This is a genomic window from Halobacteriovorax sp., assembly GCF_048381875.1.
In the GTDB taxonomy this organism is placed as follows: domain Bacteria; phylum Bdellovibrionota; class Bacteriovoracia; order Bacteriovoracales; family Bacteriovoracaceae; genus Halobacteriovorax_A; species Halobacteriovorax_A vibrionivorans.
This window is the reverse complement of sequence record NZ_JBLXBP010000003.1, coordinates 150,962-164,672: the sequence shown is the minus strand read 5'-3', so window position 1 is coordinate 164,672 and position 13,711 is coordinate 150,962. Positions and strand designations below refer to the sequence as shown.

13 protein-coding genes and 1 tRNA gene are annotated in these 13,711 nt (G+C 35.1%); 5 read left to right on the top strand and 9 right to left on the bottom strand.

Features of this window, described 5'->3' with window-relative positions:
• Positions 1-43 precede the first annotated feature (43 nt).
• Entirely contained in the window at positions 44-2,242 is a 2,199-nt protein-coding gene (locus ACN5L8_RS09355) for a hypothetical protein (RefSeq protein ID WP_162929696.1), read from the top strand.
• Between the two features lie 21 nt (positions 2,243-2,263).
• Positions 2,264-3,337, top strand: coding sequence for an RluA family pseudouridine synthase (locus tag ACN5L8_RS09350; protein WP_419172889.1), 1,074 nt, complete (start codon positions 2,264-2,266; stop codon positions 3,335-3,337).
• Here ACN5L8_RS09350 and ACN5L8_RS09345 read toward each other — a convergent pair.
• Positions 3,312-4,046, bottom strand: a complete 735-nt coding sequence (locus ACN5L8_RS09345; protein WP_158536762.1) for an HAD family hydrolase — start codon at positions 4,044-4,046, stop codon at positions 3,312-3,314. The genes ACN5L8_RS09350 and ACN5L8_RS09345 overlap by 26 nt on opposite strands.
• Before the next feature lie 66 nt (positions 4,047-4,112).
• A complete protein-coding gene (locus tag ACN5L8_RS09340; protein WP_114705722.1) occupies positions 4,113-4,715 on the bottom strand; it encodes a hypothetical protein in 603 nt (200 codons plus the stop codon).
• Positions 4,716-4,877: 162 nt separating this feature from the next.
• Between ACN5L8_RS09340 and ACN5L8_RS09335 the strand changes: the two genes are divergently transcribed.
• A tRNA-His gene (locus tag ACN5L8_RS09335) sits at positions 4,878-4,953 on the top strand.
• A 327-nt stretch (positions 4,954-5,280) separates the two neighbouring features.
• Complete coding sequence (locus ACN5L8_RS09330; protein WP_419172888.1) at positions 5,281-5,514, top strand: hypothetical protein; 234 nt, start codon at positions 5,281-5,283, stop codon at positions 5,512-5,514.
• On the opposite strand, the gene ACN5L8_RS09325 is transcribed toward ACN5L8_RS09330, so the two are convergent.
• The 6 genes from ACN5L8_RS09325 to ACN5L8_RS09300 form a co-directional block, all read right to left on the bottom strand.
• Positions 5,504-6,040, bottom strand: coding sequence for a hypothetical protein (locus tag ACN5L8_RS09325; protein WP_419172887.1), 537 nt, complete (start codon positions 6,038-6,040; stop codon positions 5,504-5,506). The genes ACN5L8_RS09330 and ACN5L8_RS09325 overlap by 11 nt on opposite strands.
• A 142-nt stretch (positions 6,041-6,182) precedes the next feature.
• Positions 6,183-6,674: a hypothetical protein gene (locus ACN5L8_RS09320; RefSeq protein ID WP_419172886.1), complete on the bottom strand. Its 492-nt coding sequence runs from the start codon at positions 6,672-6,674 to the stop codon at positions 6,183-6,185.
• A gap of 68 nt (positions 6,675-6,742) precedes the next feature.
• The gene (locus ACN5L8_RS09315; protein WP_419172885.1) at positions 6,743-8,359 is read right to left on the bottom strand and encodes a hypothetical protein; all 1,617 of its coding nucleotides are present in this window, start codon (positions 8,357-8,359) and stop codon (positions 6,743-6,745) included.
• A gap of 134 nt (positions 8,360-8,493) precedes the next feature.
• Positions 8,494-9,768, bottom strand: a complete 1,275-nt coding sequence (locus ACN5L8_RS09310; protein ID WP_419172884.1) for a DEAD/DEAH box helicase — start codon at positions 9,766-9,768, stop codon at positions 8,494-8,496.
• A gap of 163 nt (positions 9,769-9,931) precedes the next feature.
• Positions 9,932-10,690: an MBL fold metallo-hydrolase gene (locus ACN5L8_RS09305; RefSeq protein ID WP_114705727.1), complete on the bottom strand. Its 759-nt coding sequence runs from the start codon at positions 10,688-10,690 to the stop codon at positions 9,932-9,934.
• Positions 10,691-10,710: 20 nt separating this feature from the next.
• The gene (locus ACN5L8_RS09300) at positions 10,711-11,460 is read right to left on the bottom strand and encodes a hypothetical protein (protein ID WP_419172883.1); all 750 of its coding nucleotides are present in this window, start codon (positions 11,458-11,460) and stop codon (positions 10,711-10,713) included.
• 85 nt (positions 11,461-11,545) lie between these two features.
• Here ACN5L8_RS09300 and ACN5L8_RS09295 point away from each other — a divergent pair, with 85 nt between their 5' ends.
• The gene (locus ACN5L8_RS09295) at positions 11,546-11,920 is read left to right on the top strand and encodes a VOC family protein (RefSeq protein WP_114705729.1); all 375 of its coding nucleotides are present in this window, start codon (positions 11,546-11,548) and stop codon (positions 11,918-11,920) included.
• Here ACN5L8_RS09295 and ACN5L8_RS09290 read toward each other — a convergent pair.
• The gene (locus ACN5L8_RS09290; protein ID WP_419172882.1) at positions 11,912-13,639 is read right to left on the bottom strand and encodes a hypothetical protein; all 1,728 of its coding nucleotides are present in this window, start codon (positions 13,637-13,639) and stop codon (positions 11,912-11,914) included. The genes ACN5L8_RS09295 and ACN5L8_RS09290 overlap by 9 nt on opposite strands.
• Positions 13,640-13,711: the final 72 nt, after the last annotated feature.

Genomic DNA, 13,711 nt, shown 5'->3' with positions numbered 1-13,711 from the left:
ATATATAGAATTTCCTTATGTTAAAAGGATTCAAAGGATTATTATGGATTGGATAGATAGCTTAAATAATTTAGAAGTTAACGGCAATGAGATCATGTCATTTTTTGAGTATTATGAACTCTTTAAGAAGTCTCCTGAAAAGGAATTGAGGCCAACTTCTGCTTACCTTCAAGACATGGTTAATTACTTTGGCCGTGATGATCACAAACATTTAAATGTTTTCTCACATGATGACCAAGATGCTCCAGCAGTATTTGGCCAGTATAAGATTGAGGAAAAGATCATTGAGCAACTAAGAAATTTTGCAGAAGAAGGTTTTAATAATAAATTCATTCTTCTTATTGGGCCAAATGGTTCTTCAAAGAGCTCACTTGTTAAGCGCCTTATGAAAGGTGCTGAGGATTATTCTAAAACAGATGAAGGTGCTCTTTATACATTTAGTTGGATCTTTCCTATTAATACAGTCATAAAAGGTAATCTTGGATTAAACCAAGCATCGACAACCTCTGATTTAAGCTCTTACGCACAATTAGAAGATAAAGATATCTCAGCTATTTTAACATCTGAATTAAAAGATCACCCACTACTACTTATCCCAAAAGAAGTTAGAAAGGATTTAATCCATTCTGCTTTTAATGAGAATCCAGAAAAGCAGGAAGAAATAGAAAAGTCCTACCTTGTCCGCGGTGATCTCTCAAAAAGAAATCGTATGATTTACGATGCTCTACTTAAGAATTACAAAGGAAAGCATGAAGAAGTCTTAAAACATATTCGAGTTGAGCGCTACACTATCTCTCGTCGTTATTCGAGAAGTGCTGTAACAATTGAGCCTCAACTACATGTTGATGCAAAGATGCAACAAATCACAATGGATCAGAGACTTGCATCTCTTCCACCTTCACTTCAGTCATTAAATCTCTTTCAAATGTCTGGTGAAACAATTCATGCCAATCGCGGTATTCTAGAATATTCAGATCTACTTAAAAGGCCATTGGATACATTTAAGTATCTACTTATGACAATGGAATCCGGATCAATTAATCTCGGTGGTATTTTAACTGAGCTTGATATCTTCTTTATTGGTACATCAAATGAAGTACATTTAACGGCCTTTAAGCAACACCCTGACTTTAATTCATTTAAAGGACGCTTTACATTTATCCGCGTACCATATCTCTTAGACTACAAGAGTGAAATGAAGATCTATCAAAAACAAATCAATAGTATTAAAGATCGTACTCATTTTGAGCCAGGTGCTCTTGATGCCATTGCAAAGTTCGCCGTTATGACTAGGATTCGCTCTTGTATGACAAAGCACTACGAAGATACGAAGAAACTTTCAGCTATCGTAACAACTCTTAATCCACTTGAGAAGGCCGGACTCTACTCTGAAGATAGAATCATCCCTGGCCGATTAGATGTAGAACAAGCACAAATCTTAAAACATAATATTGAGCGTATCGAATCAGAATTTGAATTCGATAATCTCTATGAAGGTAAATTTGGTATCTCACCTAGGGATATTAAAAATATTATTTATCGTCTGGCAGATATGAATAAGGCAATTACTTTTATTCAAGTTCTGGACTACTTTAAAAGAATTATCAATAAGAAGTCAGAATATGACTTTCTTAATATGTCTGCTCATGGAGATTATCATAATCCACCAAAGTTCATTGAGCTAATCAATGAATCAGCACTTGATGACTTTGATAAGAAGTTAAGAGAGTCATTAGGTCTTGTGGATGATCGCTCTTATGAAGATTACTTAAAGAGATATATCGAAAATATCAACGCCATGATTAAAGGTGAAAAGATTAAAAATGTTGTAACTTCTAAGTATGAAGATGCTGATGAGTACTTCATAAAAGAATTTGAAAATAATATCAATCTAAAAGAAGATGCAGTTAACTTCCGTTCTCACCTTATTTCTAAACTAGGTGCTTGGTATCTGGATAATAAAGGCGAAGAAGTCGATTATACTAAAATCTTCCCAGAAGTTGTGGATCGTCTAAAAGAATCATTTAGAAAAGAGCAAGAGAAGGTAATTCATAAGATTGCTAAGAATCTTGTTTTCTTTGAAGCAGAGATGTCTGGAAAAGAAGTAAAAGGCCATATCCCATTGAAAGAAGATATCAAAAAAGAAATTAAGGTTGTTATTGATAATCTTCAATCTTCATATGGTTATTCACAGAATGGTTCATTTGAGTTAATAAAGTATCTAATTAAAGAACGTTACTAGTACTAATTAACTTAGATAAACATGGCCATCTTAAATAAGAAATTCACGACTCAAGTCTATGAGGTGACGTATTACGTTGAAGAAACTCATCAAGGGATGAGGTTGGATCAATTTATGCAGATCTATCTTGAAACGTGGTCTCGCCAAGAAGTGAAAAAGAGAATCAAGGCCGGTGATGTTCAAATCATTGACCGTCCAGGAAAGCCTAGGCCATCAACGACTCTCCACTATAAAGAAAAAATCTTTTTTCGAATCACAAGAACAACTCAAGAAGACGAATATTGGCGTGGTGAACTTATTGAACTCGATGAAAAGCCTGAAATAATTTTTGAAGACAAGGAGCTTATTGTCATGAATAAGCCTCCATATATGGCCTGTCACCCAACTGGCCGCCATCTCTTTTACTGTGCCACAGTAATGTTTGAAGAAAAGTATGAGAAAACCATCCACTCAATTCACAGACTTGATCGTGAAACATCAGGTGTAATGATGCTTGGAAAAGATCCTCAGATAGCAAACCTAATGGGTGAAGAGTTCATCCATGATCGCGTTAAGAAGTGCTACTTCTTTATTGCAAAAGCCAATGAAGATTACAATGGAGCACAAGAATTCTTTTCAGATGAAAGACTTGGAGCTAGTGAAGAAGGATTGAAGAGAGTTTATATCGATTCTTTTCCCGTGGACTCTCATGAAGGGAAGCATGCCTACACTGACTTTAAAATTCTTTTTAAAGAAGGTGATTACGTTATCGGCCTGGCCTTTCCTCAAACGGGACGCCAGCATCAAATCCGTGTTCACGCAATGCTTAGAGGCCTGCCACTATTAGGTGATAAGCTTTACCTTGGATCATTTGAAATGTTTCAACGCTTTAAAGATAACTTGGCCACACCAGAAGAATTTGATCAGATGGAGCACAATCGTCACTGCCTCCATGCCATCGGCCTAAAGCTTCACTACAAGGGTGAAGATCGCATGTATATCTCATCACTTCCAAAGGACTTCATCCCGCTAATTAAAGAGCGTTTTTCAACACCAGTAGATGAGATTGAAAAAACTGTTAAAGATAAAGCTAGAGATTATTTTTCAGGTAATTAAGAACACCACTTGGCCCAGCGTTTTCTTTTCCCTTTAAAATAATGTGTGGTTTTACACTTAAGCGATCCATAACTGAATCAATATTAGAAACACCAATTGAAGTCTTAACCTTATCAAACATTGATTGATCATTTAGACTATCACCAAAGTAGATCGATTCTTCTTCCATATTTAGATGTGAAAAGAACTTATTAAAGAGAACCTTTGTTGCATTTGCCTTTGATAGGTTTCCACACCAAAAGTTTAAGTGAACATTAGATGTTGAGTAATTAATCCCCTCTTCATCCATAAGGTGACAAATTTCATTTTTAAATTTCTCATCTTCAAGATCACATAATTCAATCGCGCGATCAGATACTCGTCCCAAAGAATCACTTGTTAAATTTAAATTAGGGTACTTCTCTTTAAGCTTTACACAAAAAGCTTCAAGCTTTGCCAGCTCACTTTCTGGAACTAAGAATTCATTTTGAATAAGTCCATTCTTATCACGCCAACTAAGAGCTCCTCCGCCTTCTGAGATAACGATAGGAAGTGTTGAAAAGTGAGTGATTAGAAAATGTGCCCAAGAGATACTTCGGCCTGTTACGATAACAAATGGGATCTTTTTACTCTCAGCAAGATTTAAAATATCAAAAAGCTCACTGCTCATTTCTGTATGATGAGTTAGTGTACCGTCAAAGTCTGAAAGTATAATCTTTGGAGTTGTCATCGAATGCCTCATGTAAAAAAGGCGGCCATTAAGCCGCCCTTTCTTATATAAAATTTTTGTAAGTAATTATAGAGGAAAAGAAACACCAGCTAAGAAAGCTGTAAATGAATCCTTTAGGCCAACTTGAACTTCCATTGTACCGTTTAGGTGCTTGAAGCCTTCAATTGGTAATTGTCCGTTAATCCCCGTGTTAAGACTCATTGTTGTTTCATATCTCTGAGTATCACCATTTAGTGATAGTCCAAGAGGAATTGAAGCATATGGATAAGCTTCTTTACCCCAAAAAGAGAATCCCTTCGTTACTGTTGGAGCAATTGAAAGCTTTGTAACACCTTCATCAAACTCAGTAGAACGCTCAATCATCCCTTTTACAGAAACACGAGGTTGTTGCATATAATCTGGATACAGTTCATAGTCCGCACCAACAAATAGTCTTTGTGAACGATCACCACCAGAAATCCCTAGACCACCATCTACGATTAATTTCTCGTCTAATTTATGAGTGTAGCGAACTTGCATCCCCATTCCACCCTTATCTGATGTAATTCCAGTAAGTTCTGTAGCAATTGTCTTTGATCCGCTTAGCATTGGCATTGTCGATTGTCCGATCCCGTAAGCGAAGATTGAAGCTTGTGACAGCATCATTAATGATAGAAACGCCTTTTTCATATATTCCTTCCTAGTTTTTAGTAAACTCTTTAATCATTTTAATGCCTTGTCCTAACTATATGCAAGGAATTCCTAAGACACTTCGCACAATCCTTACACACAAAAGAATTACAGGTTGACTCATAAGGCCTAATCAATTATAAATAATTCCACATTCTTATGGTGACCGTAGTTCAGTTGGTAGAGCGCCAGATTGTGATTCTGGTTGTCGTGGGTTCGAGCCCCATCGGTCACCCCATTTTAAAAAGCCAGATCTTCAATGACTGGCTTTTTTTATTCCTGAAATCCAAATTTATGCATAAAGAGACCGATGGGGCGAGAAGTGAACGAGCGCGCGTTAGCGAAGAGCTGGCCCGGACGGCCAGCGGAAGCGAGTGAACCGGCGACGATTGCTTGAGCGTGACGCGAAAGCATGAGGAGTCCTTCAAGTGTGAAGAGCCATCAATGATAGAGTATGAACTATATTAAAGAGTTTAAAATATAATAACAAAATTCTTTATAATACTTACAACTATCTACCAAAAACAAAGATATTTAGTTATTCTATATTAACAAAAATTATAAAATGAAGCTAAAAAGGAATACGATGTTTCTAACTGAATATTTATCACCCGTTACAGAGGTTGAGATATGGTGTAAGCAACATGGTCTTGAAATCAGAACTGCTCAATGCAGTAATTGTAATAAGACATTGAAAACAGATATACCATTTGCTTCTAAAGGAATAAGAGGCTTATTTTCAGGTGTTTGTGAATGTGGTAATGAAAAAACGCCTTTCGTTTTTACAACTAAGGATTAATTAATTCAAATCCCCATTCTTCAATTTTTTTTGCAAAAGACTCATTAATTACACCTTGTTTTAAAGCATTTTGAATATTCTTATGATTTAAATGCATTCCATTCTTATTCCTTCTCAAGTAAAATTCACCTTCCTTGTAGTTACTAAAAAATTCATCTTCATCTTTTGAATTAATTTCTTGTTCAGCTCTTTGAAAAAGCTTTTTAGTTAATAATTTAACTACTCTATTTAATTCTTTTGTATCACCACTATAACGACTTACAAATAACTTAACTTTTCCATTCTCGTTATAAAGTTCATAAACTAATTCAAGACTATCAGGACCAATAATATGCCCTAAAGACTTTGTATTAGATACATACTTAACCATATGTAAATGACCAAGAACGGTATTTTTATTTTTCTTTCGTGTTTTTCTTAAATGCATATTTCTACAGGAGTGATGAGACTTAAGGTGACTAATAAAAGATTCGAATTCATTAACATTAGGCTCTTCATAGTTTTCTAATATTTTAAAGTTTTCCATGACATTTCCTCCTTTTCTACACGGTGAAAACTGTTAACAATATAAACATATTGTTGCATCACAAAAACGTTCTGAAAGGCCTCCGAAAGGGCTTTTTGGCCAACATTTACTTTCGGCCCTGAGCAAAACAGTCAAGTATTTTTCAATTCTTCTTATAGTCATCTTGCATTAACCATTTATTATATTCGTCGTTTTCATAATCAAGAATCTCGCTTTCAGTTTTTTCATGTCTTAAGGCAGACTTTAATGCCGGAAGCTTAGGTAGTACATTTAAGATCTCAAGATCTGTATTATATAAAGTCTTAACTGTTTCTGATAAAGAGTTTGTATCATTAGTAATTTTACTCTTATCTAATTTCGAAACAATTAACTTTCGGATAAATGCATTCCACTCCTGATCTGAAAATAGACTCCTTAAAGATTCTCTTGCAACAACGAAACCAGGACCACTGCCTTTAATTAGTTCAGATTTATACTCTTTCATTAATTGTGCCTTATTCATTTCCTTTGATATCTGATGTCCTGTGTTTGCACCATATATTCCGATAATTGCGACAACTATTGGTACAGCTAACACTGATATAGCCTTTATAATTTTTTCACAAGAACTTATCTTTTCGAATTTACAACTCATACTTTACTCCAATCAAGAAATCTAAAAAATTAATTTATAAGAAAAAAACTATTCAATAATCTGCATTATTACAAATTCGTTCTTTTCACATATTCACAAATATATTTCTCATCACCACCACGAAACTTCGGACACTCCTTAAGAATTCGAGACTTCGCAATGGCCCTCTCTTCTTTCTTAAAATCTTTTATATGGAAGTAGTTATAACAAGCTCTAAAGTCTCCATTTTCACAACCGAGTGAGATGAGTTCCTTCTGCTCCTGATATTTATTATTAACGTATGAAATATAAGAAGCTAAACGACAGTAGCTAGTGTCTCCATTTATACAAGTGCTTTTCCATTTTTGAAAATAAGTATCTAATACAGATTTTTCATAGAGATTACTAAAAGAGATAATATCAACACTTCTTAAGTCTTGAGGCTTATCCAGACTTGCAATTAGATCATCAATAGAACGATATTTTAAAATTTCAACTTGTCCAATCCAAGGAGAGCCCAGAGCGCCTTCTTTTAGGGAGAAAGATACTTCATCTCCCTCTTTGATTCTAGGGTAGGTATAAGTACAATATGTAGAACTACCAATTCCTAGGCTCTCACCTGTCTCCCAGTCTGCAATGTAATAACACTTGTGATTTTTATTCTTATGCGGAACAAACATACCAGTTAAGTAAGAGTGTTTTTTTACTCCTTCGGTATCATCCATATTAATATTCAAAGCCAAAAGTGCTCCAGTGACTACAAAAACGGATAAAATCCCAGACATGGCTACAGTAGCTTTTTTCTCGGTAGGAGATATTGATCCTTTGTCATCAGGAATAAAGTTCAAGTAAATATAGTAGAAAACAAATGTAATAGTGAGAGCGTAGCTAAATAATGGAATAAAATTGATTACCCCATCAATTTGTACATTTACTAGTGCAACCATACCAAAGATAGAACATACCGTGGGTATATTAACAATTAACGTCCACTTTCTCTTGGCTTTTTTCATTTCGGACCTAGAAAGTGATTCTCTATTTTCTTTTGCATGCTTGGATGAAGATTTTGCTATTTTACTTTGTATATAGCCACCAAAGTAAATAATAGCGATAAGAGTTAGTACAAGAGACCAATCACCAATCGTTTTTAACTCATCGTTGTAAAGCCTTGGGGCAATAATAAGGAATGGTACAATTGCAGCAATTACGAAGTTGAAAATCTTCTGCTTCGACTTCTTTTTTTCAATAACATCAGGTGTAACATATTCTTTTGGTCTTATTTGAAGTAATCCTTCTAAATAAACTAGGAGGTCATAAAACTCTTTTTCTTTCATTACTGTAGATGGAATTTCAACATTCTTTCCATTGCTAAGATCTATTCTAATTGACGGAATTCCACTTCCTGTTATCTCAGTGACATTAACAATTTCATTTACTAAAACGACGTGAACTTTTTCAGAAAAGAGAAGTTTTGGGATAATCATCTTGTCTTGGTAGACTTCAATCTTTTTCTTTATCCTAGAACCTATGAATGCAATTAAGACAAATCCAAAAAATACTAAGGATACAAAAATAAGTGAAATATTTGCTTCCGTTGCAGCCCTGTATAAGGTGAAGACTCCAAGTCCTCCAAAAACTAACACACTAATTACAAGCATCAACTTTTGAGTGCCATACTCATAAGTCTTGAGTAATTTCTCTTCCATTACCTCACTATCCCCATATAAACATCTGATATTACAGAGCTTATCGACATTTTGAGGAAAATTTGGAACGAAATTTTAAAAGCTTATTTTCAATTACTTACTAATGCAAGCTATGTATTTCCTTAAGAATAAATTTAACTAGGCTTCTTCTTAGCAGGCCTACGTCGCGCACTTCGTTGCTGATTATTTCCATTACGGCTTTTATTAGCAGATGCTTTCTTACTTGTGCGCCTGTGATTTTGAGGTTGAGCAGGTGCTCCAGCAACTCCATGAAAAGGATGATCCTTATCTTGTGGAATTTGATACTTAATTGTCTTTTCAATATCTTTTAAAAGTTTCTTTTCTGTGTCATCGCAAAATGAAATAGCGATTCCATCACGTCCAGCTCGGGCCGTTCTTCCGATACGGTGAACATAACTTTTAGGATCATCTGGAAGGTTATAATTGATAACGTGAGTGATATGAGAAACATCAATTCCACGAGCAGCAATATCAGTTGCAACGAGGACTCTGATTGTTCCCTTTTTAAAACCACCAAGGGCCTTTTCACGTGCACCTTGAGATTTATTTCCATGAATAGCAGCAGATGTTATTCCAACCTGATCAAGATGTTTCACAACTCGATTGGCGCCGTGTTTTGTTTTTGTAAAAACAAGTACGTGCTCAATTGATTGGTCTTCTAGAATATTAATTAAGAGTTTTGGTTTATTTGTCTTGTGGACAAAATTGATTTTCTGATCAATCTTTTCGACAGTTGTTGATTCAGGTGTTACTTCGACTTTCTTAGGCTTTACTAGAAGCTTTTTAGAAAGGTTTACAATATCTTGTGGCATCGTTGCAGAAAAAAGTAGCGTTTGCCTCTTCTTTGGAAGTCTCGCAATAATCTTATTCACATCGCGAATGAATCCCATATCAAGCATGCGATCCGCTTCATCGAGGACAAAGGTTTCAAGTTGGCCAAATTGAATTTGGTCATTACTCATAAGATCTAAGAAACGACCAGGTGTAGCAACAATTACATCCATCCCTTTTTTAAGCTGTAGGATTTGTGGCCTTGGTTTAACTCCACCGAAAATAACCGTACTTTTTATGCCTAGGCCTTTTCCATATTCTTCAATATTTTCATTAATCTGAGATGCTAACTCTCTTGTAGGTGTAAGAATTAAAGTTCTCATGTGTCTTGGCTTAGTTTTAATTTTATTTGAGCCTAGATTATTTAAAATTGGTAATGAGAACGCAGCAGTTTTTCCAGTTCCAGTTTGTGCAATTCCAAGAATATCTCCACCTGTTAATAAGTGTGGGATTGATTGGGCCTGAATTGGAGTTGGTTTCTTATAGCCTTTTTTATTTAGGCTTGAGAGAATTTCAGGTAATAGTTTTAGGGAATCAAATGAATTGATTGATGACATCATAAATATCCTTGCTTAGTAAGCGTTAATGCCAATGCTTAATCCAAATACTAGCACAGGCGAATATTTAAAATGTATCTAGATCAATCCCCTTCATCTCTTGTATTAGGATACAAGTCAACCTTTAATCGCGTTTATGTAAAGTATATTAGATCTTTCAATACTATTTGAATACAGACTTTAATAACTTCATCAAAATAGCAGGTAAACTATTATGGTGCTTTCGTGGGATATCCGGTGTTGAATCAATTAATTCTTTAATACGTTCGTGACTTACTTTGACTTGTCCATAATGGGCGATAAGAAAGTCATTGATACCAAGATCGATATAGCGCTGAAGTGAGCTTCGATACTCTTGTGGTTTCCAGATTGGATAAGGCCTAAAGACATTAGTTTTGGTACTGACGAAATTATCAGCAATATATGCAAGCTTTTGTTCTTCATGAAAGATACTTAAGTCCATTATTGTGTGCCCTGGACACTCTAAGACTTTCCAGTTTTTAAAGAATGGAACTTCCATTAGATCAGTTAGAATATAGTCGAGCTTAACTTTGCGTGAAAAAAGAATATTTTTAAATCCTCTCTTCTTATTTAAGGCCACAAGATAAGTAAGAAGGATATCAACCCAATAAGTAACGATACCAAAAGGGCCAGAGTACATTAGATTAAGATCGCGAGGGCCGGCGATTGGTATTCCTTTCTTTTGAAAGAAGCTAACCGCTCCCATGTGATCGGGGTGTGCATGAGTTGTGATAACTAATTTAATATCGCTTAAATTTCTATTTAATTTGCTTTCAAGATATGATTCCACAACTTTAACATCAGGCCGACAACAACCATCCAGAAGAAGAAACGAGCCGTTTTCTTCTACGAGATAGATTGTTTGGATATAGCCTTTTAGTTGATGTATTTTAAAGTCCATAAAGCCCAGTTGTTATGGATTTACTGATAAATAGATTTGATATCAGTAATAGGAATGGCCATCACTTCATCAGCATCATCCACGTCTGTTATTTCAACGCGACTACCATCAAGAGAAAGAGAAATTGTACCATCTAAGTTTTCACCGCTTTTTAATTCAATAGTAACAAATTCACCTTCAAGTAGTTTAACATCTTTTCTGATCTTCTTAGTTTCTTTTGCCGCATCAATGACATCAAGCCCGTAAATTTTCTCATAAGCAAATGTCATGCGTCTACCGTCTTCAATAGAGGTGAAGTTAAGTGTTTCATCACCAATTTCGAAATCACGGCCAGCAATTGAAGTATGATTGGTTCCATTATAGAAGTGAACATTAACATCTTTATTCTTTAGATTTTCCACTTCCCCTTCTAAGAGTTTTTTATAAATTTCAATTTCACCTAAAACTTTATCATTTATACTTTGTATATCACTATAGCTAATGAGGTATGCACCTTTAGAATTATTAATTTGAAGGCCACCACGTGCAAAGCTATGTATCTTTCCTTGGATATTATCTCCTTTCATATTGATAATAGACACATCACCACCGACTCTTACTTCATAATTTTTTATGATTTTCTTAAGTGCACTAAAGCAATTGCCAACTTGGAAAAATGAAGCTGTTGAACGAGAAGACGTAGGATTATAATTTGTTGAATACCATACAGCTGTAAAGGAAATGGCAATAGCTGCAAAGCTTCGAATAACTTTTTGGCGTTCTGTTATCATAGCAATTTTATCGGCTAAACTATGGTTTTCCTTAACTATCTTCATGAGTTAAAATAATTAAATCAACTAGTTAGAGGATACCATTATGAATCTTAGTGCTATTGGAATTGCATGCGAAAGTCTCGAGGACTCTATAAAATTCTACGAAAACTTTGGATTAAATTTTACCCAAATTGGGGATGAACATTATGAGGCCACAACAAAGTCAGGACTTCGCCTTATGCTCGATTCGTATGATCTAATGAAAAAAATCAATCCAAGTTGGGAGAGGCCAATCTTTCCTGGTATTACTCTTTGTTTTGAACAAGACAATCCACAAAGTGTTGATAACTTAGTTAATAAGCTAAAAGATAAAGATGTAATTATTGAAAAAGAGCCTTGGGATGCTTTTTGGGGACAACGATATGCTTCAGTTAAAGATCCAGATGGAAATCAAATTGATATCTTTGCTCTACTGTAAACGAGAACCACTGGTGCAGAAGTCTTGAATATGTTTATTAGTTGAAGGAGTGCCACAACACAAAGAAGCACGAGTAAGATCAAATGAATTCTTATGAAGAAACTCTTTTGCACGCTCGAATAAAACTTCTTGATGAGTATTTAGATTAGATAAATCTGAATAACAGGTTTGAACGAGTTGTGCACGACGTGCCGACTTCTTTTTTTCAAAGCATATCTTTTGAGGAGTACCATCATCTCCAAAATCAATCGACTTTACGATACTTGATAGACTTCTTCCACGATGCCTACCCCTTGAAGAAAATTCAACCGAATCAATGACTCCCTCATTGGACTTATTAAGCTTTAAGCTCTTACCATCGATTCCACTGATATCAACTGATCGATCTTGAGAACATGAGATATTAGAATATCGATTTGTTTGTAGATCATCATAGATTGTTTCCACAACACGGCACATATGTTCACCATTAGTTAGGGCCTGTTTTTGTCTTGGCCAATCTTCACCTAAGAAAGAAATGACTTTGGGGCTTAATGCCAAAAGAGGTTTACATTGTGGATCTTTGATCCAATCGTGGTAGCCAAGTGTTGCACAGGCCGTAGAGGGTGAGTACCCCATTAATTCGACTGCATTTGCTGCTTTTAAAAACTTTGTACTTGAAAGTATCTTCGACATAAGACCGAGGCCATCTCGTGTTTTATTCTTCACTTGACTTGCAATGGCACGAGAACTCAGCTTAGCTTTTGCTACGTTACTAGGTATTATTTTATGGTAGTTTTCCTGTATAAGGAGTCGTTTGTGAAGACGAGCCTTATCAAAAGCAGAGAGCGGGCGATACTCATGGCCTTTTGTAAATTCATTATAATTTTGTTCTAAAAACTTAGCAGCTAATCTATCTTTCTTATTCTTTAAAAAGAATTTACTATCACTTGCTTTAACTACTTTGCGTCCAAATTCTTCTTTTGTGACCGGACTCATTCCACGATCAACAAAGTCTGCTATCTTTTCAATCTTTAGTATTAACTTTCGTTTTTTTAAAACATTCTGCTTTCTTTTGCCAGTAAGTCCTTCAAGAGAAAGTCCTGCTTTTTTAAATGCATCCTCTGTCCATTTTCCATCAACATTATTTAGAGAATCTACAATTTCTCTATTTAGTTTTCTTCCATAACCTTCTTCAAAAAGAACCTTATAAAATGGCCGTCCGTTATATTGACTTGAAGGTGTAACCTTAGCATTATCATGGGCCTCTAAAACGATTTTTAATGTCTCCTTATCAATTTCTTTAAAACGTTCTGGATATCGTTCAAGTAGCTTTACTCCCAAGTCCACAATTCTCTTCTTATGCTTGGACATATGCTCGTGAAAGTCGAGTGCATCATTTACATTAACACGTCCTGATAATCTTTGAGCGATGGCCTGTACATTTTGATATTGAGTTGAAAAGATCAGTGTATAAGGAATCTTTGCAGAAGTTTCACTTTGGGAGCAAACACCTATAGATAAGTCATTAGGTGATAAATCTTCATTCTCTTGAAAATTACTATCATCAAATAAGCTATGGCATTGAGCTAAATCATCTGAATTAGAACAAATAACTTGGGCCTTCAGATAATTAATCTTATCCCGAATTTCATTTGGACTATTAAGACAATGCTCTGATGCGTAAACTACTGAAAGTAATAAGCTCAGTAAAAGAATGTAGCTTTTTGTCTCCCTCACTTAAAACTTATCGGCAGTATATAAACAAAGTTAAGTTACTGACTTATATTAGGCAGCCTTTTTAATAAAGTC